Source organism: Crossiella sp. S99.2, from assembly GCF_023094165.1.
Classification (GTDB): domain Bacteria; phylum Actinomycetota; class Actinomycetes; order Mycobacteriales; family Pseudonocardiaceae; genus Crossiella.
In genome coordinates this window covers 694,468-719,447 of the sequence record NZ_JALMDK010000001.1, presented here as the reverse complement: position 1 = coordinate 719,447, position 24,980 = coordinate 694,468, and the positions used below count along the sequence as shown (strand labels likewise).

The 24,980-nt window shown below is 72.0% G+C and carries 23 protein-coding genes; 6 read left to right on the top strand and 17 right to left on the bottom strand.

What is annotated here, in order from left to right:
- The first annotated feature begins 22 nt into the window (after positions 1 to 22).
- On the top strand, positions 23 to 2,563 hold the full coding sequence (locus MZC64_RS03565; protein ID WP_247755606.1) for a M14 family zinc carboxypeptidase: 2,541 nt from the start codon (positions 23 to 25) through the stop codon (positions 2,561 to 2,563).
- A 22-nt stretch (positions 2,564 to 2,585) separates the two neighbouring features.
- On the opposite strand, the gene tsaE is transcribed toward MZC64_RS03565, so the two are convergent.
- The 6 genes from tsaE to aceB all read right to left on the bottom strand — a co-directional run bounded on the left by tsaE (position 2,586) and on the right by aceB (position 9,533).
- Positions 2,586 to 3,059: a tRNA (adenosine(37)-N6)-threonylcarbamoyltransferase complex ATPase subunit type 1 TsaE gene (tsaE, locus tag MZC64_RS03560; protein ID WP_247755605.1), complete on the bottom strand. Its 474-nt coding sequence runs from the start codon at positions 3,057 to 3,059 to the stop codon at positions 2,586 to 2,588.
- Positions 3,056 to 4,162: an alpha/beta fold hydrolase gene (locus tag MZC64_RS03555; RefSeq protein WP_247755604.1), complete on the bottom strand. Its 1,107-nt coding sequence runs from the start codon at positions 4,160 to 4,162 to the stop codon at positions 3,056 to 3,058. The genes tsaE and MZC64_RS03555 overlap by 4 nt, the downstream gene beginning before the upstream one ends.
- Positions 4,159 to 5,301 (bottom strand): alanine racemase, encoded by a 1,143-nt coding sequence (gene alr / locus MZC64_RS03550; protein ID WP_247755603.1) that lies wholly within the window; start codon positions 5,299 to 5,301, stop codon positions 4,159 to 4,161. Before alr ends, MZC64_RS03555 begins: the two co-directional genes overlap by 4 nt.
- Positions 5,302 to 5,317: 16 nt before the next feature.
- Positions 5,318 to 6,622, bottom strand: coding sequence for a C4-dicarboxylate transporter DctA (gene dctA, locus MZC64_RS03545; RefSeq protein WP_247755602.1), 1,305 nt, complete (start codon positions 6,620 to 6,622; stop codon positions 5,318 to 5,320).
- A 71-nt stretch (positions 6,623 to 6,693) separates the two neighbouring features.
- A complete protein-coding gene (locus tag MZC64_RS03540) occupies positions 6,694 to 7,935 on the bottom strand; it encodes an aldolase/citrate lyase family protein (protein WP_247755601.1) in 1,242 nt (413 codons plus the stop codon).
- Between the two features lie 14 nt (positions 7,936 to 7,949).
- A complete protein-coding gene (gene aceB, locus MZC64_RS03535; RefSeq protein WP_247755600.1) occupies positions 7,950 to 9,533 on the bottom strand; it encodes a malate synthase A in 1,584 nt (527 codons plus the stop codon).
- A gap of 220 nt (positions 9,534 to 9,753) precedes the next feature.
- On the opposite strand from aceB, the gene MZC64_RS03530 reads away from it, so the two are divergent.
- On the top strand, positions 9,754 to 10,485 hold the full coding sequence (locus MZC64_RS03530) for an NYN domain-containing protein (protein WP_247755599.1): 732 nt from the start codon (positions 9,754 to 9,756) through the stop codon (positions 10,483 to 10,485).
- 85 nt (positions 10,486 to 10,570) lie between these two features.
- On the opposite strand, the gene MZC64_RS03525 is transcribed toward MZC64_RS03530, so the two are convergent.
- Positions 10,571 to 12,013: an NAD(P)H-hydrate dehydratase gene (locus MZC64_RS03525; RefSeq protein ID WP_247755598.1), complete on the bottom strand. Its 1,443-nt coding sequence runs from the start codon at positions 12,011 to 12,013 to the stop codon at positions 10,571 to 10,573.
- Positions 12,010 to 13,872 (bottom strand): glutamine--fructose-6-phosphate transaminase (isomerizing), encoded by a 1,863-nt coding sequence (gene glmS / locus MZC64_RS03520; protein ID WP_247755597.1) that lies wholly within the window; start codon positions 13,870 to 13,872, stop codon positions 12,010 to 12,012. Before glmS ends, MZC64_RS03525 begins: the two co-directional genes overlap by 4 nt.
- Before the next feature lie 97 nt (positions 13,873 to 13,969).
- Between glmS and MZC64_RS03515 the strand changes: the two genes are divergently transcribed.
- A complete protein-coding gene (locus tag MZC64_RS03515) occupies positions 13,970 to 14,806 on the top strand; it encodes a dienelactone hydrolase family protein (RefSeq protein ID WP_247755596.1) in 837 nt (278 codons plus the stop codon).
- Between the two features lies 1 nt (position 14,807).
- On the opposite strand, the gene MZC64_RS03510 is transcribed toward MZC64_RS03515, so the two are convergent.
- From MZC64_RS03510 to MZC64_RS03495, 4 genes are all read right to left on the bottom strand, one after another.
- A complete protein-coding gene (locus MZC64_RS03510) occupies positions 14,808 to 15,389 on the bottom strand; it encodes a hypothetical protein (RefSeq protein WP_247755595.1) in 582 nt (193 codons plus the stop codon).
- Positions 15,386 to 18,337 carry a WXG100 family type VII secretion target gene (locus MZC64_RS47560; RefSeq protein ID WP_282104638.1) on the bottom strand — a complete coding sequence of 984 codons (2,952 nt, stop codon included), beginning with the start codon at positions 18,335 to 18,337 and terminating at the stop codon, positions 15,386 to 15,388. The genes MZC64_RS03510 and MZC64_RS47560 overlap by 4 nt, the downstream gene beginning before the upstream one ends.
- Positions 18,337 to 18,615, bottom strand: a complete 279-nt coding sequence (locus tag MZC64_RS03500; protein ID WP_247755594.1) for a hypothetical protein — start codon at positions 18,613 to 18,615, stop codon at positions 18,337 to 18,339. Before MZC64_RS03500 ends, MZC64_RS47560 begins: the two co-directional genes overlap by 1 nt.
- A 245-nt stretch (positions 18,616 to 18,860) precedes the next feature.
- Complete coding sequence (locus MZC64_RS03495) at positions 18,861 to 19,133, bottom strand: hypothetical protein (RefSeq protein ID WP_247755593.1); 273 nt, start codon at positions 19,131 to 19,133, stop codon at positions 18,861 to 18,863.
- Positions 19,134 to 19,242: 109 nt separating this feature from the next.
- Here MZC64_RS03495 and MZC64_RS03490 point away from each other — a divergent pair, with 109 nt between their 5' ends.
- Genes MZC64_RS03490 through MZC64_RS03480 form a run of 3 tightly spaced genes read left to right on the top strand, consistent with a single transcriptional unit; the run spans position 19,243 to position 21,637 of the window.
- Positions 19,243 to 19,482, top strand: coding sequence for a phosphopantetheine-binding protein (locus MZC64_RS03490; protein ID WP_247755592.1), 240 nt, complete (start codon positions 19,243 to 19,245; stop codon positions 19,480 to 19,482).
- Positions 19,479 to 20,690 carry a beta-ketoacyl-[acyl-carrier-protein] synthase family protein gene (locus MZC64_RS03485; RefSeq protein WP_247755591.1) on the top strand — a complete coding sequence of 404 codons (1,212 nt, stop codon included), beginning with the start codon at positions 19,479 to 19,481 and terminating at the stop codon, positions 20,688 to 20,690. Before MZC64_RS03490 ends, MZC64_RS03485 begins: the two co-directional genes overlap by 4 nt.
- Positions 20,687 to 21,637, top strand: coding sequence for a beta-ketoacyl synthase N-terminal-like domain-containing protein (locus MZC64_RS03480; RefSeq protein WP_247755590.1), 951 nt, complete (start codon positions 20,687 to 20,689; stop codon positions 21,635 to 21,637). The genes MZC64_RS03485 and MZC64_RS03480 overlap by 4 nt, the downstream gene beginning before the upstream one ends.
- 16 nt (positions 21,638 to 21,653) lie before the next feature.
- Here the strand turns inward: MZC64_RS03480 and MZC64_RS03475 are convergent, their stop codons facing one another.
- The 5 genes from MZC64_RS03475 to rplM form a co-directional block, all read right to left on the bottom strand.
- Positions 21,654 to 22,082 (bottom strand): hypothetical protein, encoded by a 429-nt coding sequence (locus MZC64_RS03475; protein WP_247755589.1) that lies wholly within the window; start codon positions 22,080 to 22,082, stop codon positions 21,654 to 21,656.
- 69 nt (positions 22,083 to 22,151) lie between these two features.
- The gene (locus MZC64_RS03470; protein WP_247755588.1) at positions 22,152 to 22,364 is read right to left on the bottom strand and encodes a hypothetical protein; all 213 of its coding nucleotides are present in this window, start codon (positions 22,362 to 22,364) and stop codon (positions 22,152 to 22,154) included.
- Between the two features lie 25 nt (positions 22,365 to 22,389).
- Positions 22,390 to 23,727, bottom strand: a complete 1,338-nt coding sequence (glmM, locus tag MZC64_RS03465; RefSeq protein WP_247755587.1) for a phosphoglucosamine mutase — start codon at positions 23,725 to 23,727, stop codon at positions 22,390 to 22,392.
- A gap of 103 nt (positions 23,728 to 23,830) precedes the next feature.
- Entirely contained in the window at positions 23,831 to 24,298 is a 468-nt protein-coding gene (gene rpsI, locus MZC64_RS48515; RefSeq protein WP_374205636.1) for a 30S ribosomal protein S9, read from the bottom strand.
- 143 nt (positions 24,299 to 24,441) lie between these two features.
- A complete protein-coding gene (gene rplM / locus MZC64_RS03455; RefSeq protein WP_185000358.1) occupies positions 24,442 to 24,885 on the bottom strand; it encodes a 50S ribosomal protein L13 in 444 nt (147 codons plus the stop codon).
- Between the last annotated feature and the right edge of the window lie 95 nt (positions 24,886 to 24,980).

Below are 24,980 nucleotides of genomic sequence, written 5' to 3'. Positions count from 1 at the left end.
GACAAGCCGTAGAAGACACCGTGTGACGGTGTTTGCCGCCGCGGTGCTCACCGCGGGCACCGCCCTTTTGGGCACACCTGCCGTCAACGCCGCCCCCGCCCAGCCGGAGCGGGTGACCAAGGGCGAGGACCCGGCCAACGGGCCGGAGCGCAACGAAATCGCGGCCACCGACACCGCGACCGGGCGCAGCGGGCTGCTGCGGGCCTTCGGCGAGAACAAGGTCACCAAGAAGGACGGGTACCCGCGGCAGACCCAGCTCCGGGTCTACCCCGAGGACCCCAGCGACTCCTCGATCAAGCTGGGCCTGGCCCCGTACCACGCGATCGCGCCCAAGCTGAACGAGATCCAGCAGCGCAGCGACCGGGTGTCGGTGGAGGTGATCGGCCAGTCCGGTCTCGGCCGGGACCTGTACCTGGTCACGCTGACCGCGCCGGAGCGCGCGCACGAGACCCGGCAGCAGGACGCCTGGCGCGAGGAGATCGAGAACAACCCGCGCTCGGCGGCCAGGGACAACCGGCTGCGCCGCGAGTACAAGGCGCCGGTGTGGATCAACGGAAATATTCACGGCGACGAGTACGAGGGCACCGACGGCGCCCTGCGGATGATCGACTACCTGGCCACCACCGGCGATCGCAAGGCCCTGGATCTGCTGAAGCAGCACCGGGTCTACTTCAACGTGACCGCGAACCCGGACGGCCGGGTGACCGGGGTGCGGCCGAACGCGAACAACTTCGACCTCAACCGCGACTTCGTCACCTCCGCCCAGCCCGAGGGCCGGGCCATGCGGGACATCGCGATCCGCACCCAGCCGGTGGCCATGCTGGACGAGCACGGCTACGTCGGCGGCACCCTGATCGAGCCGACCGGCCCGCCGCACGGCCAGAACTACGACTTCGACCTCTACATCAAGCACGGCTACGCCAACGGCCTGAAGATGGAGCAGGGCGTCAAGGCGCTCGGCCACGCCGAGGCGCAGAACGTGCAGATCCCGTTCCGGGACTACCCGGTCGGCGAGTGGGACGGCTGGGCGCCGGTGTTCACCGCGCAGTACGCCATGTTCCACGGCGCGGTCTCCTACACCATCGAGATCCCGTTGCAGGTCAACCGGGGCGCGTACCAGAGCCTGCCGGTGAGCGAGCTGCGCCGCCGGTCCTCGATCAACACCGACGTGGTCGAGTCGACCATCCGCAGCACCCTGGACTACGTCTCGGCCAACCGCGCCGACCTGGTGGCCAACCAGATCGAGATCTTCCGCCGCGGCGCGGCCGGTGAGGCACTGCGGCCCATCCCGGACGGGTTCGTGCCCGGCTTCGGCCCGGAGGACCGCTACAGCACCAAGTTCCCGCGCGCCTACGTCATCCCGGCCGGTGGCACCCAGCGCTCCGGCTCGGCCGCGGCCCGGCTGGTGGACCACCTGGTCGCGCACGACGTCAAGGTGACCAGGGCCGAGCGGGCCTTCCAGCTCAACGGCCGCGGCTACCCGGCGGGCTCCTACGTGGTGGACATGCACCAGCCGAAGCGGGCGCTGGCCAACGTGATGCTGGAGCAGGGCGGGGACGTCTCCGAACGCGCGCCGCTGATGTACGACATCTCCGGCTGGAGCCACCGCCTGCTCTGGGGCGCCTCGGTGGACGTGGCGGTCTCCGGCGACCTGCGGGTGCAGGGCAAGCCGGTGGTCGCGGCCGCGCCGACCGGTGGGGTGGACGCCGCGCCGGGCAAGGACCTCACGCTGACCGTGCGGGACGGCAAGGACGCCGGCGCGATCAACGATCTGCTCGGCCGGGGCATCGAACTGCGCCGCCGCGCGGACGGTTCGATCATCGTGCCCGCCGCCGCGCGGGTGGACGCGATCCAGGTGGCCGACCGTTACGGCGTGCGCTTCGGCCTGGCCGCCGCCGGTGAGCCGGGCAGCCCGCTGCGCAGGCTGACCATTGCCGCCGCGGTGGGTCCGGACGAGCTGTTCGCGTTGCGGGACATGGGCTTCGACGTGCGACCGGTGTCCACCACGGTGCTCAACAACGGCTTCGACCTGAGCCGGGTGGACGTGCTGTTCGCCTCCTCCGGCCTGTCCTTCACCGGCCTCAACCCGGCCGCGAAGACCGCGCTGCAGACGTTCCTGGTCAAGGGCGGCGTGGTCACCCGCGGCGCCACCGGCAGCGCGTTCAACACCCAGGCCGGGCTGCTGCCGGTCAAGGCGGTGCAGGGCAAGGGCGATGCCAACGGCGTGGTCACGGTGGCCAACAACGCGGCCGGCGTGGTCGGCGCCGAGGCGCTGCCCAACTCCTTCGTCTACTCGCCGCAGTGGTTCACCGAGATCGGCGCCGGAGTGACCGTGGAACAGCGCTACGGCACCGGGAACCCGCTCGCCTCGGGGCACTGGACGTCCAATGAGGACGGTTCGGGTGGCCCGTTGGCGGCCGGTGGCCAGGCCGCGGTGGTCTCGGGCACCGACGAGTCCGGCGCGCGGGTGGTGCTCTTCGGCACCGAGCCGCTGTTCCGGGCGCACCCGAAGGGCCTGTACAGCCAGGTCGCCAACGCCCTCTACTGGGCGGCGACCCGCTGAGTGATCCAGGCTCCGGTGGGGCTCAGCCCTGCCGGAGTCCGGCCAGCAGCCGGGGTGTGCCGGAGACGGTGGCCACCCGGGTCTCGTCCTCGCGCCGTTCCAGCCGGATGAGCAGGTGCTGCTCGGCCAGGCCCTCGGCCACGCCCTCGCCCCACTCGACCACGACCGCCGAGGTGCTCAGGTCGGTCTCCAGGTCGAGGTCCTCCATTTCGTCGAAACCGCTGAGCCGGTAGGCGTCCACGTGCACCAGCGGGATGCCGCGCTCGCCCGGCTTGTGCGCCCTGGCGATCACGAAGGTCGGCGAGCTGACCTGCCCGCGCACGCCGAGTCCGGCGCCGATTCCCCTGGTCAGCGCGGTTTTCCCGGCGCCGAGCGGCCCGGCCAGCAGCACCAGGTCGCCCGGGGTCAGCAGCGCGCCCAGCCGGGCGCCGAACGCCTCGGTATCGGCGACCTCCGGCAGCTCGATCGTCCACAGTGCACTGTCCACAGTGGTCATGCCCTTCGCCACCAACGCTTTCCGCCGCCGCTGCTGGCGCAGCGCCGGATGAGTTCGGTCAGTTTCCCGGTCACCAGGTCGGCCTGTTCCAGCATCACCATGTGCCCGGCCCCGGATGCCCGCACCAGTTCGGCGTCGGGCAGTTCGGCCGCGATGGCCTCGGAGTGCGAGAACGGGGTCAGCCGGTCCGCGTCGCCGCCCAGCACCAGCACCGTGCAGTGCCGCAGCCCGGCCAGTGCCGCGTACCGGTTGTGCGTTTCCAGGGTGGGCAGGAAGTCGGTCATCACCTCGACCGGGGTGTCGTCGATCATCCGGTCCATGAAGTCGACCAGCGAGGGGCTCACCGCGCGGTCGCCGAAGGCCAGCCTGCGCACCACGCTCCAGGTGATCTCGCCGCCCACCCGGCGCACCCACTCGACCATGCCGGGCAGCGTGCCGGCGATCTTGCCGACGCCCAGGGTCACCGGGTTGTACCGGGACAGCACCGGGCGGGGCAGGCCGGAGCTGCCGATCTTCCCGGCCGCGGTGCCGATCAGCGCGACCCCGCGCACCCGCTGCACGAACAGCTCCGGCTGCTGCTCGGCCAGCGCCATGATGGTCATGCCGCCCATGGAATGGCCGACAAGCACCAGCGGACCGCTCGGCGCGATCGCGCGCAGCACCGCGTCCAGGTCCTTGCCGAGCTGCTCGATGGTGGCCAGGTCCCGGCCGGACCGACCCGAGTGGCCGTGCGAACGCTGGTCGTACAGCACCAGCCGGACCCGTGGATCCACCAGTTCGGGCAGGTCGCGGCGCTGGAAGTGCCAGCAGCGGCGGTCCAGGGTGTAGCCGTGCACCAGCACCACGGTCAGCTCGGCCTTGCCGCCGTCGGCCGGGTCGATCTCCTCGACCACGATCGGCGTGCCGTCGTCGGCGGCCACCGTGGACTGCCGGTCCGGCCGCAACTCGCCCAGCGGCTCGTCGGCGAACGGGTCAGCCTCGGCGCCGTCCTCGCGCTGGGCCTTGATCCGGCGGGTCTGGGTGGCCGCGCCGACCGCGCCCGCGCCCACGGCCGCGCCGATCACGCCGCCCGCGATGCCGACGGCGCGCCAGATCCGGTTCATCCGCGGCCCCGGTAGCTGCGTTTCACCCGCGGCCGGTACATGCCGGTGACGATCTCGTAGTGGATGGTGCCGATCTTGTCCGCCCACTCCTGCGCGGTGGGTTCGCCCTGGTCGCCGGGGCCGAACAGGATGACCTCGTCGCCCTCGGCCACCTTGGCCTCCCCGCAGTCGACCACGATCTGGTCCATGCAGACCCGGCCCACCACCGGCAGCCGGCTGCCGTTGATCTGCACGTCCATCCGCCCGGACAGCGCCCTGGGCACGCCGTCGGCGTAACCCACCGGCACCAGGGCCAGGCTGGTCTCCACCGGCGCGGTCCAGGTCAGGCCGTAGGACACGCCGGTGCCCGCGGGCACCCGCTTCACCCTGGCCACGCTGGAGCGGAAGGTCATCGCCGGGCGCAGTTGTTCGCCGCCGTGGCCGGGCACCGGGTTGAGGCCGTAGCCCGCGATGCCCACCCGGACCAGGTCGAAGTGCAGGTCGTCGCGCAGCAGGGTGGCCGCGGAGTTGGCCAGGTGGCGCAGCGGGGTCAGGCCCAGCTCGACCGCGAGCCGGTAGGCGTGCAGGAAGATCTGGTACTGCGCACCGGTGGCCTCGCTGGCCGGTTCGTCCGCGCTGGCCAGGTGCGACCACAGGCCGATCACCTTGAGCACGCCGTCGGCCTGGGCCTTGGCCGCGGCCTCGAACAGGCCCCGCCAGCGGCCGGGCTCGGCCCCGTTGCGGGACAGGCCGGTGTCGACCTTGAGGTGGATCCGGGCGATCCGCCCGGTCGCCTCGGCGCCGGCCAGCACCCTGGTCAGCTCGGCCATCGAGGAGACCGACAGGTCGATGTCAGCGGCGATGGCCTCGGTGAAGTCCTGCTCGGCCGGGTACAGCCAGCACAGCAGCGGTGCGGTGATCCCGGCGGCCCGCAGTTCCAGGGCCTCCTCGATGGCGGCCGTGCCCAGCCAGGTGACCCCGGCGGTGAGCGCGACCCTGGCCACCTCGACCGCACCGTGCCCATAGCCGTCGGCCTTGACCACGGCCATGGTGGCCGCCTCGGACTCGGCGGCGAGCGCGGACAGGTAGGCGTAGTTGTGCCGCAGCGCGTCCGTGTCGATCACGGTCTCGGCGCGGGCGGCGCGCGTCTGGTCAGCCATAACACCCTCAATGGTGTCACAAGGAGCGGTCGGGCTTCCCGGCGAAGGCGGCCCGCGCGGCCTGGGTGTCGAGTCCGTCCTCCCATTTGGCGACGACGAAGGTGGCCACGCAGTTGCCGAGCAGGTTGGTCACCACCCGCATGGTGTCCATGATCCGGTCCGCGCCGAGCAGCAGTGCGACCGCGCCTGCCGGGATCACCCCGACCGAGGCGGCGGTGGCCGAGAGCGCCAGGAAGGCCGAGCCGGGGATGCCCGCCATGCCCTTGGAGGTCAGCATCAGCACCAGCAGCACGGTGAGCTGCTGTCCGATGGTCAGCTCGATGCCCACCGCCTGGGCCATGAACAGGGTGGCCAGGGAGAGGTAGATGGAGGCGCCGTCGAGGTTGAAGGAGTAGCCGGTGGGCAGCACCAGCCCGACCGCCTCCGGTTTGCAGCCCGCCGCGCGCAGTTTGTCCATCATCCGCGGCATCACCGACTCGCTGGAGGCGGTGCCGATGGCCAGCACGAACTCCGCGCGGGTGTAGCGCACGAAGGCCCACAGGCTCAGCCCGGTGAGCACCCGCAGCAGCAGCGCGAGCAGCACGATGAACAACGCGGCCGCGCCGTAGCTGACCCCGATCAGCTTGCCGTAGGTGACCAGCGAGGACAGCCCGTACTGGCCGATCAGGTAGGCCAGCGAGCCGAACACCGCGATCGGGGCCAGCCGCATCACGTAGCCGACGATCTTGAAGATCACTTCGCCGGCCTGCTCGACGAAGCCGAGCACCAGCGGCGCCCTGGCCGGCCCGAGGTGCACCAGCGCCGCGCCGAAGAGCACCGCGAACAGCAGCACCTGGAGCAGCTGGTTGTCCGCGAACGCGCCGATCACGCTCTCCGGCACCACGTGCAGCAGGAACCCGCCGACGCCGGGCAGTGCCGCGCCACCGGTCTTCTTCTCCACCGCCGCGGAGTCCAGGGTGGCCGGGTCCACGTTGAGGCCGTCACCTGGCCGGACCAGGTTGCCCAGCACCAGGCCGAGCACCAGGGCCAGGGTGCTGACCACCTCGAAGTAGATCAGCGCCTTGAGCCCGATCCGGCCCACCGAGCGCAGGTCGCCCGCCTTGGCGATCCCGGTGACCACCACGCAGAACACCAGCGGCGCGATGATCATCTTGATCGCCCGGATGAAGGCGTCGCCGAGCAGTTTCAGCGCCGCGCCGAACTCCGGCCACAGCACCCCGACCAGGATGCCCAGCACCGCGGCCACCAGCACCTGGAGGAATAACGAGGACAGGATCCGCTGAGTGCGGGAAGCGGTTTCCGGGCCGGTTTCAGTGACCATGGCGGGACCCTGCCTTCCCCACGTTGCGCCCAGGTTTCGACTGCGAGAACCAGCCGGTCGGCCGGAGTGGCTCAGCCCACCCGGCGGCGGGCCAGCGCGTCCAGCTCGGCCCGGTCCGCACCAACCGCCGCGGTCACCTCTGCGGCTTCCAGCGCCCCGCAGTCCAGGCCGCGGACCAGCGCGATCGCCATCGCCTGCGCGGTGGCGGGTTCGTCCAGCACGGTCCCGGCGATCCGCTCCCGGTAGCCGCGCAGCCGCGCGGCGGCGGCCGGGAATGCCTCCCGGTAGAAGGCGTAGGTGGCCAGGAACCGGGTCGGCAGCTGGTGCGGGTGCAGGTCCCAGCCCTGGTAGTAGGCGCTGTCCAGGGAACGGCGGATCAGCCGGGCGTGCAGCCGCCAGCCCGCGTGCACCTCGGCCGCCCCGCCCACCGGCAGGATGTTGGTGGATCCGTCCGAGAGCCGGACCCCGGTGCCCGCGGCGGCCAGCAGCATCACCATCTTGGCGTGGTCGGCCACCGGGTGCGCCATGCTCTGCAGCGCCGCGGTGACCCCGCAGGCCGCGCTGTAGTCGTAGGTGCCGTAGTGCAGACCGACGCAGCGGCGTTCGCTGGCGTGCACCATCTCCGCGACGGTGGCCCGCCCGTCCGGCCCGAGGATGGCCTGGGTGGTCTCGATCTGCAGCTCGAACTTCAGCTCGCCCTCAGCCAGCCCGAACTCGCGTTCCAGTCGCTCGCACAGCCACACCGCGGCCGAGACCTGGCTGACCGAGGTGACCTTGGGGAAGGTGATCACGAATCCGGGCAGTCCGGATCCGTCCAGCAGCTCGGTCAGGAACAACGCCAGGCTGCGCAGCCCGCGCCGGCGCAACGCCGGTTCCAGGCCCTTGGGCCGCACGCCGAAGAACGGCGGTGCGGTGCCCGCCGCCAGGTCCGCGCGCAGCGCCCGCCCGGCCGAGCGGGCCGCCGCGTCCTCCTCGGCCTCGCCGGGCGCGCCGAAGCCGTCCTCCAGGTCCACCCGCAGGTCCTCGACCGGCTCCGCGCTCAGCTTGGCCAGCACCCGGCCGCGCAGCTCCGCCGCGCCGTCCACGCCGGTGGCCGCGGCCAGCGCGGCCCCGTCCGGCGCGTGCTCGGCCAGCACCGCCCTGGCCTGGGCGCCCCAGGCGGCGGCGAGGCCGGGCCGGACCCGGTCGGCGGGCACGTAGACGGTGTGCACCGGCTGCCGCCCGCCGGGATCGCCGGGAAAGGCCAGTTCCCGCTCGTAGTCCACAGTGGACAGTTGCTGGTCCAGCTCGCCGGCGATCCCGTCCAGATCCACTGTGGACTCTCTCCCTAGCTGGTCACGATGCGCTGGTAGGCAGGCAAGGTCAGGAAGTCCGGGTAGTCCTTGGCCAGGGTGACCTGCTCGAACAGATCGGCCGCGGCGTCCAGGTTGGGCAGGTGCTCGCCGCGCAGGTGCGCGGTGATCTCGGCGAGCACCCGGCGCACCAGGTCCGCGGTGACCGGCTCGCCGGTGTCCAGGCCGACGTCGTTGTAGATCCACTGCCAGAGCTGGGACCGGGAGATCTCCGCGGTGGCCGCGTCCTCCATCAGGTTATGGATGGCCGCCGCGCCGTTGCCCGCCAGCCAGGAGGCGATGTAGCGCACCCCGACGTCCACCGCGCTGCGCAGCCCGGCCAGCGTCGCCGACCCCTCGGCCGAGGCCACGTCCAGCAGCTGCTCCGCCTTGACCTGCACATCGTCCCTGGTCCGGGCGAGCTGGTTGGGGGCATCGCCCAGCTTGGCGTCGAAGACCTCGCGGCAGACCGGCACCAGGTCCGGATGCGCCACCCAGGACCCGTCGAAGCCGTCCTCGGCCTCCCGCTGCTTGTCCTCCCGCACCTTGGCCAGCGCGGTCGCGGTGACCTCCGGATCGCGCCGGTTCGGGATGAACGCGGCCATCCCGCCCATGGCGAACGCACCGCGGCGGTGGCAGGTGCGCACCAGCAGTTCGGTGTAGGCGCGCATGAACGGCGCGGTCATGGTGACGCTGTTGCGGTCGGGCAGCACGAACTCGGGCCCGGCGTCCCGGAAGGTCTTGATGATGCTGAACAGGTAGTCCCAGCGGCCCGCGTTCAGCCCGGAGGCGTGGTCCCGCAGCTCGTAGAGGATCTCGTCCATCTCGAAGGCGGCCGGGATGGTCTCGATCAGCACGGTGGCCCGCACGGTGCCCAGCGGGATGTCCAGCTCGGCCTGGGCCTGGGTGAACACGTCATTCCACAGCCGGGCCTCGAGGTGGCTCTCCAGCTTGGGCAGATAGAAGTAGGGGCCGCTGCCACGGGCGATCAGCTCGGCGGCGTTGTGGAAGAAGTACAGCCCGAAGTCCACCAGCGCGCCGGCCACCGGCTCGTCGTCGACCAGCAGGTGCGCCTCGTCCAGGTGCCAGCCCCGCGGCCGCACCACGATCACCGCGTGCTCGACGTCCGGGCTCAGCGCGTACCGCTTGCCCTCCGGCGTGCTCAGCTCGATCTTCTTGCGCACCGCGTCGGCCAGGTTGACCTGCCCGGAGACCACGTTGCGCCAGTGCGGGGTGTTCGCGTCCTCCAGATCGGCCAGCCACACCTTGGCCCCGGAGTTGAGCGCGTTGATCGCCATCTTCCGCTCGGTCGGCCCGGTGATCTCCACCCGCCGGTCCCGCAGATCAGCGGGCGCCTCGGCGACCCGCCACTCCGACTCGCGGATCTCCCGCGTCTCCGGCAGGAAGTCCAGCCGCCGGTCCCCGGCGGCCAGCGCCCGCCGCTCGGCCCGCCGGGCGAGCAACTCGGCCCGCCGCGCCCCGAACGCCCGGTGCAACCCGGCCACGAACTCCAATGCGGCCGGGGTGAGCACCTCCTCGCCCCGCTCCACCGACTCGCCCAAGACGCGGACCTGACTCATCCACTCACCCCGCTGTGTCCGAAGCCGCACACCTGGGCTCACCCTATGGACATCGGGGGGCTGTCGGCACCCTCAAATGGTCATCGAACTGCCGGTTTTCTACCTGAATCCAGCCGCTACCCACGGCTTTCCGGGTGACAATTGCCAGCAGCCAGCTCTCGGTTGTGGATAAGTGGGCCAAACCCCGAAGAGGGCCTGGCCAGGTCGCTACGGTCGCCTGATGAGGGTGGGGATCTACGTCGACGGGTACAACCTCTACTACGGCGGCCGGAAACGCTGTGGCCGGGGAACCCCGGGCTGGCGCTGGCTGAACGTGCGCGGGCTGGCCCGCACCACGGTCGCCGAACAAGGGCAGCGGTGGCCGGCGGCGACGGTCACCCGGGTGGTCTACTGCACAGCCCGGATCGACGGCGCCACCAACCCCAGCGGCTCCGCTGACCAGGACGTGTATCTCAGAGCACTGCGTGCCTCCGGCAGTGTCGACCACATCGAGTACGGCAACTACATCAGCAAGGTCATCAAGCGCCCGCTGGCCGTCGCGGGCAACCGCAGGCGCCCGGTCCTGGTCGAGCCCGACTGGCCGGTGAAGATCCAGCGGCACGGTAGGCCGGTGCCTGACGCGAAGTTCATCGCCTCGGTGGCCACCTGGGAGGAGAAGGGTTCCGACGTCAACGTCGCCACCCACCTGCTGGTCGACGTCCTCTCCCAGGCCGTCGACGCCGCGGTCGTGATCAGCAATGACAGCGACCTACGCCTACCTGTCCGAGAAGCGTGGCATCGAGTGCCGGTCGGCGTCGTCAACCCCGGCAGCGGCTACACCGCGGGCGACCTGTCCGCCGACGCGAACATCGGCGTCGGCCGCCACTGGTGGCGCACTCTCACCGCGGCCGACTACACCTCGCACCAGCTCCCGGACCCCGTGCGTGCCTACCACCGGCCACCCGGCTGGTAGTCCAGTTGTCTCCCCCTCCGCCAGGGGGTACTGTGGCCTCATACCCGCCCGGCCCCTTGTGGGCCGGGTTTTTCTTTGGGCCAGATCACCTGAATCCAGCCGCTACCCGCAGGGTTCGAATAGCTTGCGGCAGCACCTCGACCAGCACCGAGGCCGAAGTGGGCGCATCGCGTGCGGCCAGCTGACCGGCCAGCTCGTGCGCGCGCACCGCGCAGCCCGCGGCCAGCCAGGGGTCCAGCCCGCTCGCCAGCAGCGCGCCGATCAGGCCGGAGAGCACGTCACCCGATCCGGCGGTGGCCAGCCAGGCCGAGCGGGCCGGGTTGACCAGCACCCGGCCGTCCGGGGCGGCGACGATGGTGGCGTGGCCCTTGAGCAGCACCACCGCGCCGGTCCGTTGGGCGGCGCGGCGGGCCGCGGCGATCCGGTCCGCGCCGACGGCGCCGGCGAAGCGGGCGAACTCGCGGTCGTGCGGGGTGAGCACCATGGGGGTGTCCGGATCGCGCTCGTCCCACCGCGACTCCTCGGCCGCCAGCAGGGTGATCGCGTCCGCGTCCGCGCACACCGGGACTCCGGCGGCCAGTACCCGGCGCAGCGCCTCGGCGCCCGCCTTGCCGGTGCCCAGGCCGGGACCGACCACCCAGGACTGCACCCGGCCGGCGTCGGTGACCGAGCCGGTGGCCACCACCTCGGGCCAGCGGTCGCGCACCGGGTCGGCGGCCTCGCCGGCGTAGCGGACCATGCCGGAGGTGGCCCGGATGGCCGCGCCGACGGCCAGCACCGCCGCGCCCGGGTAGACCGCGGAACCGGCCGCGATGCCGGTGACGCCCTGGGTGTACTTGTCGTCGGTGGGGCCGGGCACCGGCCAGCGGGCGCCGACCTCCGCGTCGGAGAGCACCACCAACTCGGGTTCGCCCAGGTCAGGGCCGATGCCGATATCGACCAGGTGGATCTCGCCGCAGTGCCCGGCGGCCAGCACGTGCACCGGCTTGAGACAGCCGAAGGTGACCGTGGCGGCCGCGTGCACCGCCGCTCCGGCGACCACGCCGGTGTCCGGGTCGACGCCGCTGGGCAGGTCCACGGCCAGGATCGGGGCCTCGACCTGCTCGACCAACTCGGCCGCGGCGGGGCGCAGCGGGCCGCGGGCGGACAGGCCGACGATGCCGTCGAGCACCAGGTCCGCCGAGCGCACCGCGGTCAGGTGATCAGCCGCGATCCGGCCGCCGGAGCGGCGCAGCGCGGCCAGTCCGGCCGGGTGCGCGCGATCCGGGTTGAGCAGCACGGCTTCCACCGCGACCCCGCGCCGCCGCAGGAAGTGCCCGGCCCACAACGCGTCCCCGCCGTTGTTGCCCGCGCCCACCAGCAGCGTCACCCGCCGCCCGGCCACCCCGCCGGTCAGCTCGGCCAGCATGGTCATGGCGTAGCCGGCCAGGCCGAAGGCGGCCCGGCGCATCAGCGCGCCCTCGGGGACCCGCTTGAACACCTCGTGCTCGGCCGCCCGGACCCGGTCGGCGCCCCAGACCCCGCTCACTCGACGGTGACCGACTTGGCCAGGTTGCGCGGCTTGTCCACGTCGTAGCCGCGGGCGCGGGCGATCTCGGCCGCCAGCACCTGCAGCGGGATGGTGGAGACCAGCGGCTGCAACAGGGTGGGCACCGCGGGCAGTTCGATCAGGTCGTTGGCGAAGGGCCGCACCGTCTCATCGCCCTCCTCGGCGATCACGATGGTGCGCGCGCCGCGGGCCCTGATCTCCTGGATGTTGGACAGCAGCTTGCTGTGCAGCACCGCCCGGCCCTTCGGCGAGGGCATGACCACCACGACCGGCAGCCCCTCCTCGATCAGCGCGATCGGCCCGTGCTTCAGCTCACCGGCGGCGAAGCCCTCGGCGTGCATGTAGGCCAGCTCCTTGAGCTTGAGCGCGCCCTCCAGCGCCACCGGGTAACCCACGTGGCGGCCAAGGAACAGCACCGCCTTGGAGTCGGCCAGCTCCCTGGCCAGCTCGCGCATCTTGTCCACAGTGGACAGAACCTGGGCGACCGCGGCCGGCATCGCCTCCAGCTCGTGGAACTCGCGCGCGACCTCGTCCGGGTACTTGGTGCCGCGGGCCTGCGCCAGGGCCAGGCCGACCAGGTAGTTGGCCGCGATCTGGGCCAGGAACGCCTTGGTGGAGGCGACCCCGATCTCCGGTCCGGCGTGGGTGTAGAGCACCGCGTCGGACTCGCGCGGGATCTGCGCGCCGTTGGTGTTGCAGACCGCCAGCACCCTGGCCTTCTGCTCGCGAGCGTGCCGCACCGCCTCCAGGGTGTCCGCGGTCTCGCCGGACTGGGAAACCGCCACCACCAGGGTGGAGCGGTCCAGCACCGCGTCCCGGTAGCGGAACTCGCTGGCCAGCTCGACCTCGACGGGCAGCCGGGTCCAGTGCTCGATGGCGTACTTGGCGACCAGCCCGGAGTGGTAGGCCGAACCGCAGGCCACCACGAACACCTTGTCCACGTCCCGCAGGTCCTGGTCGGACAGCCGCTGCTCGTCGAGCACGATCCGGCCGTCCTGGAAGTGCCCGCGCAGCGTGTTGGCCAGCGCGTCGGGCTGCTCCTCGATCTCCTTGAGCATGAAGTACTCGTGGCCGCCCTTCTCCGCGGCCGCGAGGTCCCAGTCCACGTGGAACGGCGTGCTCGGCGCGTCCTCGCCGTGGAAGTCGGTGACCCGGTACCCGGCGCGGGTCAGCTCGACCACCTGGTCCTGGCCCAGCTCGACCGCGTCGCGGGTGTGCTCGATAAAGGCGGCCACATCGGAGGCGACGAAGTTCTCCCCGTCGCCGACCCCGACCACCAGCGGCGAGGACCGGCGGGCGGCGATGATCAGGTCCGGGTGGTCGGCATGCGTGACGACCAGGGTGAAGGCGCCCTCCAGCCGGCGGCAGACCAGGCGCACCGAGGCGGCCAGGTCACCGGCGGCCGGGCCGTCGAGGTAGGCGGCGGCGATCAGGTGCGCCGCGGTCTCGCTGTCGGTGTCGCTGGCCGGTTCGATCCCGGCGGCCTCCAGCTCGGCGCGCAGCGCGATGAAGTTCTCGATGATGCCGTTGTGCACCACGGCGAGCCTGCCGCTGGTGTCCTGGTGCGGGTGCGCGTTGCGGTCGGTCGGCGCGCCGTGCGTGGCCCACCGGGTGTGGCCCATGCCACTGGTCCCGGCGAACCCGTCCCGGCCGACCTCGTCCAGCCTGGTCTCCAGGTTGACCAGCGGCCCGGCCTTGCGCTCCACGGCCAATCCGCCGTCGCCGTCGAGCACGGCCACGCCCGCCGAGTCATAACCCCGGTACTCCAGCCGCCGCAACCCGTCCAGCACGACGGTCAGGGCCGGCCGATGACCTACGTATCCCACGATCCCACACACTCGGGACAGGGTAGGCGCTGCTGCCGGAGGAGTCGGATTGGTCCAAACCTCGGGCCGACGCCAGCCCGGCGGGCCGGTATCCACTACCTTTCGGGGCATGGCACGCGCGGTCAAGGCCCTGACGGCCAAGCAGGCGCTGGTGACGTTGTCCCGCCCCGGTCCGCACAAGGTGCTACGCGGGGACCTCGGCCTGATCGGCCTGCCCGGCGTGATCGTCACCCCGGCGCGGGGACTCGGCCTGCCTGCCGTCGCCTTCGGCCACGGCTGGCTGCAGCCCACCCGCCGCTACCTCGGCCTGCTCAAACACCTGGCGAGCTGGGGCATCGTGGTCGCCGCCCCCGGCACGCACACCGGCGCGCTGCCCAGTCACCGCCTCTTCGCCGCCGACCTGCGCACCACGCTGGACGTCTGCACCGGCGTTCGCCTTGGCGAGGGCCAGATCAGCGTGCACCCGGAACGGCTGGCCCTGGCCGGTCACTCGATGGGCGCTGGCGCCGCGGTGCTGGCCGCGGCCGAGGACGAGCGGATCCGCGCCGTGGTCACCCTGGCGCTGGCCGAGACCCGGCCCTCCGCGCTGGACGCCGCGCACCAGTGCGCCATGCCCGGCCTGCACCTGTCCGCGGCGCAGGACCTGGTCGCCCCCACCGTCGGCCACGTGGAGCCGGTCGCCCAGGCCTGGGCCGGACCGGTGCAGCTGCGCGGCATCACCAAGGCCACCCACCTGGCCTTCACCGAGGGCAGACACTGGAGCGACCTGCTGTTGGACGGCCGCTCCCACCACACCACCCAGCGCCTGACCAAGGCCCTGGCCACCGCGTTCCTGCTGCGCATCCTCACCGGCACCCGCGCCTACAGCGCACTGCTGGAGGAGGAGGTCCGCGGCTGCACCATCGACTACACCCGCGGCCCGCTGCCCACGCCCGCGCGCCGCTGACTCAGCCCGGCGGCCGGCCCTGGTGGCCGCCCTGCTGCTGCGGCGGCGCGCCCCAGCCCGGCTGCCCGCCGAACTGCTGTGCCGGGAAGCCCATCGGCCGCGGCTTGCCCAGCGCCCGGTTCACCGGCGGCAGCAGGTACAGCAGCAGTCCGATCAGCCAGAACAGCACGAACCAGATCCGGGTGACCAGCTCCAGCACGTCCAGCCCGCGCGGCAGCATCTCGATCAGCCGCCACAGGTGCACACCCGCGAAGACCAGACAGGGCCCGAGCAGGACGAACCTGGCCCAGTTCTGCCGGAACAGGGTCAGCACCGCCAGGAGCACGGTCAGCAGCATCGCGCCAGGGATCGCGTAGTACCCCAGGATGTCGTTCTTGACCTGACCGACGCCGAGGTGGAACCCGCCCTGGCGGCTACCGCCGGCCGCGCTGAGCCCGAAGCCGACCTCGACCCCGGCGCTGACCAGCACCCAGACGAACGCGATCACCACCGCGACCAGCGACGGCTTCCGCGGGCCAGGGGCGAGGCCGGGCGGCGGATAACCGCCCGGCGCCTGTCCCCACTGCGGGGCCGGTCCGGTCACCGGTCGCGGAACCCGTCATCCCCGAGCACGGGGTTGACCCACTTCCGCTCGCCCTCCTCGTCAATGGAGAAGTACTGGCCCTGCGTGCGCCAGTTGCTGGCCTGCCGCTCCTGGTCGCCGCCCTGGCCGCCACCGGCGCCCGCGCCGCCGCCCATCGGCATGCCGCCACCCATCGGCGCACCGGCCGGGGGCTGACCGCCCATCTGCTGCTGGTTCCACGCGCCGCCGTCGGGCACCGAGGCCAGCCCGGCGCCACCGGAACCGGTGGCCTGCGGGCTGTTGGTGTCCGACAGGCCCGCGCCACCGGAGGCAGGCTGGCCCGGTCCGCCGCCGAAGGCACTGCCCGCGGACGGGCTGCCCGGGTTGCCGCCCGCCGAGGTCGTGGTGTGGCCCAGGTCGTAGCTGCCCGAGGCGGCCGAGGCCGTCCCGGTGCCGTCGATGAAGCCCTGCGGCGGCGGGAACGGCCCGCCGGCGAAGCCGGGCTGCGGCCCACCCCAGTTCGGCGGCGGCGGGGGCGGCGGCTGCCACCCCGGCGGAGGCGGCGGGCTGCCCTGCGGCGGCCCGCCCTGCCAGCCCTGCTCGTGGCCGAACTGCGGCGGCGGCATGTGCTGCGGTGGTGGCGGCGGCTGCCAGCCGGGCGGCGGAGGCGGCGGACCGCCGTGCTGCATCGACATCGGCTCCTGCTGCCAGTGCGGCATCCCTGGCGGCGGACCCATCGGCGGACCCTGCGGCGGGAACCCGGGCGGCGGACCGCCCTGCCAGCCAGGCGGGGGCCCACCCTGCCAACCGGGCGGCGGACCCTGCGGCGGGCCGCCCTGCCAGCCGGGCGGCGGACCGCCCTGGGCGCCCTGCGGCATCATCGGCTCGCCGCCACGCCCGAAGGCGGGCTCCGGCTGCATGTGCTGTCCCGGCGGCAGGTGCTGACCGGGCTCCATCCGCCCGAAGGCGGGTTCGGTCTGGTACGGCCCCTGCTGCTGGAACGGCATCGGCTCGGCCCGCATCGGCCCGCCCTGGCGGATGTCGCCAGGCTCGCCGCCGATCAACGGCATCGGCCGCGGCATCCCGCCCTGGCCACCCTGACCGCCGGGACCGCCCTGGCTGCCCGGCCCCTGGCCAGGCCCGCCCTTGGGACCCTCGTCCTCGAAGTTCACCGTGTACGTGGTCGGCGGCTTGCCGTCCATGTTGTCGATGGTGACCTTCATCTGGTCACTCGACCCCGGCACCAGCTGGGTGGTGATCAGCGAGTTGCCGTCCCGGAAGGAGGCGGTGCCATCCGGTCCGGGCTTGATCTGGGTCGGCTGCTCGCCACCGGGCTTGCCGGAGACGTCCAGCCGCTCGTGCGGCGCCCCAGGCATGCCACCCTGCTGACCGGGTCCGCCGGGCTGTCCGGGCATTCCCGGCTGACCGGGCTGGCCGGTCTTCTCACCCGGCAGCTGGAAGTCGATCTCGTATGGCTTGGGCTTGCCGTCCGGCCCGGTGACCATCAGCTTGACCTTGCCGTCATCGGTCGGCTCGGTCACCTGGATCTTGCGCCCGCTGCCGTCGTCGATGGTGACGGTCTGCTGGTCGTTGGGCACCGGCACCTTGGACGGGTCGGTCTGGTCCAGCAGCTTGGACGGATCCTGCGCGCCCGGGATCTCCGGCTTGGGCAGCTCCGGCATGGACGGCGGCTTGGGCATGCCGCCCCCACCGCCGGAACCCGTGCCGCCCCCACCGCCACCACCGGAGCCAGAGCCGCCACCGCCGTTGCCGCCGGTGTCACCCCCGCCGCCGGTGCCGTCCTTGGGGAACTTCGGCTCGTAGCCCTTGAGGAAGTTGTTGATCGAGTCCCACTGGGCGTTGACCGTGGTCAGCGCGGCGTTGCAGGAGTTCTCGAACTGGGTGATCTTGCCGCCGAACTCCTTGTCGAAGGGACCGTCGGCCCACTTCTTGCAGGTGTCGCGCACCATCGTCTTGGTGGATTCCTCAAGGTCTCCACAGTCGTCGTCGTCCAGCGCGCGCGAGGTGGCGCTGCCGGTCGTGCGGTCCAGCCAGCTCGCCACCTCCTTGATCTGGTTGCGCTGCGCGTCGTCGTCGCCGGTGAGGCCCTGCATCGCGATGGTGACGATCTTCTTGGCCATCTCCGGCGGCGCGCCGCCGATGTTCAGGGTGAAGGCGTTGGTCAGTTCCTCGCACTTGAGCTTGCACGCCCGGTAGATCTCGCCGACCGCCTTGGACAGCGTCTCGCCCGCGCCGCCGAGCTGCTTGACCAGCTGGTCCAGCTGCGGGCGCACCGCACCGCTGTAGTGCTGGCTGGAGGCGCTGGCGGCCTTGCCGTCCCAGGCGCCGTAGAGGCTGATCAGCTGGCCGTCGACATCGTCCATGTACTGGTCGACCGCGGCCTTGGCCTTGGTGAACTCATCGGCCTCGGTGAGGAACTTCTGGAAGTCGATGCCCTTCTGCTCTTCCCACCGGAGCTGGATCCCGGTCTGGAAGTCGACGTGCTTGACGCCGCGCATGTTCCAGGCGGGCAGGTAGCGCTTGAACATCTCCAGGTTGCTGGCCGCACCGTCGAACAGCTCGTTGGAGTTCTTGGTGCCGCCACCGCCGAGCGCGGGTGGCTGGGCCTTGCCGATCTTGTCCTTCGCCTGGTTGTTGGCGTCGTTGGCCTTCTTGTCGCTGCCCTCTTTGTTGTCAGCGTCAGAGGCTTCCTGCTTGCCCTTGGCGACGGCCTCGTCGAGTTCCTGTTCCTCGTCCTCGTCGTCATCGTCGCCGTCGAACTCGCCCTCGTCCTCATCGTCGAGGTCGTGGCCAGGCGAGTAATCCTTGATGTACTTCTTGTGCTCATCGTCAATCCGGTCGTCCTCGCGCGTGTCGAGGTATTCGTCGAGAATCTCGCGCTTGGTGTCCGGATTGACGTTGGGGTTGTCAAGGATCGCCTTGACTTCGTTCCAGTCAGCCTTGGCCATCACTTGCCCCCGGAGCTACGCACATTGCCCGCGTTGGTCGACTCGGAACCGCGATAGGTGCCCGCCGACTGCTTGACCTTGTTGGAGAAGGCGGTCATCGACTCGACCATGCCCTTGACCCCGTCGGCCAGCTTCTGCACGCCGTCGCGGTACGGGCCGCCCTTTTCCTGGTGCTTCGTGCCGAAGTCAGCCGGATTGGCCTGGCTGGCCACGAAGTCCTTGACCCCGTCACTGGTCTTGGTCGCGCCGTCTGCGATGGAGCCGGCGACCCTGTTCATCGTCGCCGGATCAGATCCGTAACCTGCCACGGTCCCTTCCTCCCCATTGGAGTGTTCACAACGCAGACGTCGCCGTTCCGCCCGCCGTTCCCGGCCGCGGTCAACGGTTTGCGCGCGCACACCGCACGCGGCGCCTGGCCCGCCTGGGGCCAACGCTCACTGTGGCACACCGGCCTGCCCGGCACACACGGTTCAACGGTTCCGCCGACCGGGCGAGTACTCCGGGTAGGGAGCCGGGGTTCGACTCAGCCCTGCGGCTGACCCCATCCGGGTGGGGGCTGCTGGCCGGGGTGGGCCTGCGGCTGCGGCGGGAAGGGCTGTCCCACCGGTCCGGGCGGCCCGGGCGGCGGCCCGAAGGACACGGGCGGCTGACCCACTCGCCCGGACTTGCCGAGCTTGACCAGCACCATGATCGAGATCACCAGCGCGGCCAGCGCGGCGGCCGTGGTCACCATCAGCAGCACATCCGACACGTCGGTGGGCAGCACCCTGGCCAGCACCTGCGTTGTCCTCGGCATCTCATCCCCACCCCGGTTGATGTCAGCGCGGGCACCCTACCGCGCGAACGCGTGGGTCGTAGTTGAATGGGCCCGGACGTCAGCGCATCGGAGGAAGGCGGCACACCCCGTGGAGGACCAGGTCGAACGCATCCGCGCGGTGATCAGCAGGGTGCTCGGGGTCGAACCGGAACGGGTCGGGCCGGACACCTCGTTCCTGGCCGAGCTGGGCGCGGACTCGATGATGCTGATCGAGCTGCTGGCCAACCTGGAGATCGAGTACGACATCGAGGTGGACGAGTCCGAGCTGGCGCACCTGGTCGACCTCCAGTCGGTGCTGGACGTGCTGGCCAGGGCGCGCCAGGCGTGACCGGGCGGCGGGTCGCGATCACCGGGATCGGCGTGGTCTCCAGCATCGGGATCGGCGCCGGGGCCTTCCGGGACGGCCTGCGGGCCGGCCGCAGCGGGGCCAGGCCGATCACCGCCTTCGACACCACCGGCTTCGACCGCACGATGGGCTGCGAGGTCACCGGCTTCGAGGCGGCGGACTGGCTGCGGGTGGTGGATCCGGCCGCGCTGGGCCGGGCCGGGCAGTTCGCCGCGGCCGCCGCGACCATGGCCGTGCGCGACGCGGGCGCGGACCTCGACCGGCTGCGCGCCGGGCACGGGCTGATCTCGATGGGCACCACCGACGGCGGCGCGCCCACCCTGGAACGGCTGGTGGCCGCGGACCTGGCGGCCGAGCACGGGCACCGGGACCCGCTGCTGGCGGCCCAGGTGCCCGCCGCCCGGCTGGGCCTGGACATCGCCACCGAACTCGGCCTGCGCGAGGTCGAACTGTGCACCCTGGGCACGGCCTGCTCGGCGGGCAACTACGCGATCGGCAACGGCTTCGACGCGATCCGCTCCGGCGAGGCGGACTTCGCGCTGTGCGGCGGCGCGGACGCGATGTGCCGGCTGACCTTCACCAGCTTCTACCGCCTTGGCACCATCTCTCCCGACGTGTGCCGCCCCTTCGACGCCGACCGCCAGGGCATCCTGACCGGCGAGGGCGCCGCGGTGCTGCTGCTGGAACCGTGGGAGTCCGCGGTGGCCAGGGGCGCGCGAATCTATGCCGAACTGCTCGGCTACGGCCTGAGCTGCGACGCCTACCACCAGGTCGCGCCGGAGCGCGCCGGCATCGCCCTCGGCATGACCCGCGCGCTGGCCAACGCGGGCATCGCGCCGGCCCAGGTCGACCTGATCTCCGCGCACGGCACCGGCACCAAGGCCAACGACGTCACCGAGACCGCCGCCATCCGCGAGGTCTTCGGCGAGCACCCGCCCCGCACCGTCTCGCTCAAGTCGATGCTCGGGCACACCATGGGCGCGGCCACCGCGTTGTCGGTGGCCGCCTGCGCGCTGGCCATCACCGAGGGCTTCATCCCGCCGACGATCAACCACCGGGTCACCGATCCGGAGTGCCCGATCGACTGCGTGCCCAACACCGCGGTGCCCGCCCGGCTGCGAGTGGTGCAGAGCAACGGACTCGCCTTCGGCGGCAACAACGCGATCGTGCTGCTCGGGGCCGCCGCGTGAGCGGCCTCGCGCTCACCGCGCACACCGCCGCCTCGGCCTACGGCCTGGCCACCGAGTCCCTGCTGGCCGGTCTGCGCACCGGCCGGGCGCCCGACGGCCGCGCCGTGCCGGACCTGGACATCCAGGCGTTGCTCGGACTCAAGGGCACCGCCTCGATGGACCGGGCCGCCGCACTGGCCGTGCTCACCGTCGGCGAACTGCTCGCCGCGCATCCGGACCTGGCCGATCCGGACACCGCGCTGGTGCTGGGCACCACCAGCGGCAGCGCGGGCACCCAGGCCAACGTGGTGCGCGGTTCGCTGACCCGGCGCAGGCCCTACTTCATCGAGCCCTCGCTGGTGCCGTTCGCGCTGATGAACGGACCCGCCTCGATCTGCGCCATCCGGCACGGGCTGCGCGGCCCGAACGCGACCGTGGCCGGCGGCCGGGCCGCGGTGCTCGGCGCGTTGCGCTACGCGAGCAGGCTGATCGGCGGCGGCCAATGCGCGCGGGCCCTGGTCGGCGGCACCGAGGAGCTGACCCCGGAACGCGAGTGGCTGGAAGGCCAGTACCCGGTGCAGGCCGGGCCGCTGGGCGAGGGTGCCGGAGTGCTGCTGCTGGAGCCGCCGGGTCCGCGGCCGGTGCTGGCCGAGGTGCTCGGCTTCGGCTCCCGGCTGGTGGCCGGGGACCAGGTCCAGGACGCGGTGACCGACTGCGTGCGCGGGCTGCTGACCCGGCACCGGATCAAGCCCGGCGAGGTCGGCCTGGTCAGCACACCGGTCGAGCTGTCCGGCCTGCTCAGCGCGGCCAGCGCGGTCAACCCGGCCGGGTTGCTCGGCGACACCGGCGCGGCGGCCGGGCTGTTCCAGCTGATCAGCGTGCTCACCGCCGGGATCAGCGGCGCGGCCGTGGTGGTCTCGGTCGATCAGGGCCACACGGTGGTCGCGGCCCTGCTCCGCCTGCCCTGACCCAGCCTGCCCTGGGTCAGCTCAGCCAGGACTGCTGTTCATAGTCGTCATCGTCGTCCGCGGGCCGCCGGGCGGGTGCCCGCCTGGCCACCGGCGGCGGGGCCACCGGCGGCGGGGGCGGAGGCGGCGGCGGTGTGGGCGCGGAGTAGGCAGGCGCGGGCCGGTAGCCCTCTTCCTCTTCCTCCCCGCCGAAGCGGAACTGACCGTCCCCGCGATCCATCACCGAACTGGTGGCCCAGCCGCCGCCCTTGCGCTGGCGCTTGGCCAGTTCGGTGATGTGCGCGGTGACCCGGTCGGTGACCTTGCCCTGCTGGTCCAGCTCCTCCTTGGCCGAGGCGGTGGCCTTGGCCACCTGCGACTCGCGCATGTCCCGGAGCAGCTCGTTCTCCCGGGTGGCCTCGTACTGCTGTCGCAGCGCGGCGGCCAGCCTGTCCTCAACACTCATCTCACGGCCCCCAGGGTCTTTCCACGTCTGGGAGAGAAATGTACCTGGCCACCGGTTGAGCGGGGGCCGCTACTGAGGTCCGGGGCCGTTGGGCGGGTACTGGCCGGGCGGCGGCTGGTGTCCGTTGGGCGGGTACTGACCAGGCTGCTGGTAGTAGCCAGGCGGCGGGTACCCGGTCGCCTGGCGCTTCTTCCGGCGCGCGGCCAGCACGGCCACCAGCACCACCGCGCCCATCACCAGCACGAAGAGCAGCACCATCATCTGCGGCACACCGATCATCACACCCGCACCCTAGCGCGGCGGCTGATCAGCGGACCGCGGAAACCACCCCGGCCAGCCGCTGGGCCGCGTCCTGGGCGGCGTCCTGGCTGGGCGCCTCCACCATCACCCGGACCAGCTGCTCGGTGCCGGAGGGGCGCAGCAGCACCCGGCCGTTGCCCGCCAGCTCGGCCTCGACCGCGGCCACCGCCTCGGCCACCGAGACAGCGTTGGCGACCGCGGCCTTGTCGGTGACCTTGACGTTGATCAGCACCTGCGGCAGCCGGCGCATCACGCCCGCCAGGTCGGCCAGGGACTTGCCGGTCAGGGCCATCCGGGCCATCAGGCGCAGCGCGGTGAGCAGGCCGTCGCCGGTGGTGGCGTGTCCGGGCAGCACCACGTGGCCGGACTGCTCGCCGCCCAGGGTGTAGCCGTTGGCGCGCAGCTCCTCCAGCACGTACCGGTCGCCGACCGCGGTGGTACGCAGGTGCACGCCGTGCTCGCGCATGGCCAGGTGCAGGCCCAGGTTGCTCATCACGGTGGCGACCAGGGTGTCCTCGGCCAGCTCGCCCGCGTCCTTCATGGCCAGTGCCAGCACGGCCAGGATCTGGTCGCCGTCGACGATGTTGCCGTCGGCGTCCACGGCCAGGCAGCGGTCGGCGTCGCCGTCGTGCGCGATGCCCAGGTCGGCGCCGTGCTCCAGCACGATCTTGCCGAGGCCGTCGATGTGGGTGGAGCCGCAGTTCTCGTTGATGTTGAGGCCGTCCGGGTCCGCGTGCACCGCGATGACCTCGGCGCCCGCCCGGCGGTAGGCGTCCGGGGCGACCGCGGCCGCGGCGCCGTTGGCGCAGTCCACCACGACCTTGATGCCTTCCAGCGGCTGACCGGTGGCCAGCAGCAGGTGGTCCACGTACCGCTGACCGGCGTCGGCGATGTCCCGCACCCGGCCGACCCCGGCGCCGGTGGGCCTGCCAGCCGTGGTGTCGGCGAGCTTGGCCTCGATCTCGTCCTCGACGGTGTCCGGCAGCTTCAGCCCGCCCGCGGCGAACAGCTTGATCCCGTTGTCCGGCATCGCGTTGTGCGAGGCGGAGATCATCACGCCCAGGTCCGCGCCCAGCTCGGCGATCAGGAAGGCCACCGCGGGGGTGGGCAGCACGCCGACCCGCAGCACGTCCGCGCCCGCCGCGGCCAGGCCCGCGGTGACCGCAGCCTCCAGCATCTCGCCGCTGGCCCTGGGGTCACGGCCGACCACCGCGATCGGGCGGTGCGAGCGGTCGTGTTCGGCCAGGACCTGCGCCGCCGCGGCGGCGATGGAGAGCGCTAGCTCCGGGGTCAGGTCAGCGTTGGCGAGTCCGCGAACGCCGTCGGTGCCGAACAGTCGAGCCATGACGGGGGGTCCTCCGGGAACTGGGGGCGGCGGATGACAAAAAAGCGGGAGCAGCTCTCCGTATACGGATAGCTGCTCCCGCTGGTTGCCTTGCGGCGGTAAATCAGCGCTTGCTGTACTGAGGCGCCTTACGGGCCTTCTTCAGACCGTACTTCTTGCGCTCCTTGACCCGCGGGTCACGAGTGAGGAAGCCGGCCTTCTTCAGCGGCGGGCGGTCCTCGCTGTCGACCTCGATCAGGGCGCGGGCGATCGCCAGGCGCAGCGCGCCTGCCTGGCCGGAGGGGCCACCGCCACGCAGGTTCCCGAAGATGTCGAAGGCCTCGACCTTCTCCAGGGTCACCAGCGGCTCCTTGATGAGCTGCTGGTGCACCTTGTTCGGGAAGTAGTCCTCAAGGGTCTTGCCGTTGAGGAGGAACTTGCCGCTGCCCGGCACCAGGCGGACCCGGACCACGGCTTCCTTGCGGCGGCCGACGGTCTGGACCGGCTTGGACAGCACGGGGATCGTGCGGACCGGTGCGGCGTCCTCGTCGGTGTCGCTCTCCTCGGCGGCAGCCTCGTCGGTGGCGGTCACCTCGGCGGCGACCTCCTCCGCGGACTCCTCGACCTCGGGCGCGACGGCGTCCTCGACGACCTCGGCGGCAGCGTCGAATTCCTCGACGGCTGCGGTCTCTTCAGTGCTCACGCTGGCTTCCTCGAAGTTCTCGTCGGCCGCGGTCACTGGGCGACCTTCTTGATCTCAAACGGCTGCGGCTGCTGGGCCGCGTGCGGGTGCTCCGGGCCGGCGTAGACCTTGAGCTTCTTGCCCATCGCGTTGCCGAGCTTGTTCTTCGGCAGCATGCCCTTGATGGTCTTCTCGACCAGCTTGGTGGGGTGCTTGTCGATCATCTCGCCGAACGAGCGCTTGCGCAGACCGCCCGGGTAACCGCTGTGGCGGTACACGAACTCCTGGTCGCGCTTCTGGCCGGTGAGGGCCACCTTGTCCGCGTTGATCACGATGACGAAGTCGCCGGTGTCGATGTGCGGAGCGAAAATGGGCTTGTGCTTGCCGCGCAGCAGAGTCGCGGCGTGGGTGGCGAGCCGGCCGAGCACCAGGTCCTGGGCGTCAATGACGTGCCAGGTGCGCTTCACCTCGCCGGGCTTCGGGCTGTACGTGCGCACGGGTCTACCTCGTCGTCCTCACATCACGGGATGTCACTGCGGTGATGCGTTTGAGCTGGAGGACCAACTCGAAAACGCGCGGCGGACCCTAGTCG

Coding starts and splice junctions, on each gene's coding strand:
- MZC64_RS03515 (WP_247755596.1), top strand. CDS start 13,970: ATGGCACGCGCGGTCAAGGCCCTGACGGCCAAGCAGGCGCTGGTGACG.
- aceB (WP_247755600.1), bottom strand. CDS start 9,533: ATGAGTCAGGTCCGCGTCTTGGGCGAGTCGGTGGAGCGGGGCGAGGAG.
- dctA (WP_247755602.1), bottom strand. CDS start 6,622: ATGGTCACTGAAACCGGCCCGGAAACCGCTTCCCGCACTCAGCGGATC.
- MZC64_RS03500 (WP_247755594.1), bottom strand. CDS start 18,615: ATGAACAGGGTCGCCGGCTCCATCGCAGACGGCGCGACCAAGACCAGT.
- MZC64_RS47560 (WP_282104638.1), bottom strand. CDS start 18,337: ATGGCCAAGGCTGACTGGAACGAAGTCAAGGCGATCCTTGACAACCCC.
- MZC64_RS03495 (WP_247755593.1), bottom strand. CDS start 19,133: ATGCCGAGGACAACGCAGGTGCTGGCCAGGGTGCTGCCCACCGACGTG.
- MZC64_RS03530 (WP_247755599.1), top strand. CDS start 9,754: ATGAGGGTGGGGATCTACGTCGACGGGTACAACCTCTACTACGGCGGC.
- glmM (WP_247755587.1), bottom strand. CDS start 23,727: ATGGCTCGACTGTTCGGCACCGACGGCGTTCGCGGACTCGCCAACGCT.
- alr (WP_247755603.1), bottom strand. CDS start 5,301: ATGGCTGACCAGACGCGCGCCGCCCGCGCCGAGACCGTGATCGACACG.
- tsaE (WP_247755605.1), bottom strand. CDS start 3,059: ATGACCACTGTGGACAGTGCACTGTGGACGATCGAGCTGCCGGAGGTC.
- MZC64_RS03555 (WP_247755604.1), bottom strand. CDS start 4,162: ATGAACCGGATCTGGCGCGCCGTCGGCATCGCGGGCGGCGTGATCGGC.
- MZC64_RS03475 (WP_247755589.1), bottom strand. CDS start 22,082: ATGAGTGTTGAGGACAGGCTGGCCGCCGCGCTGCGACAGCAGTACGAG.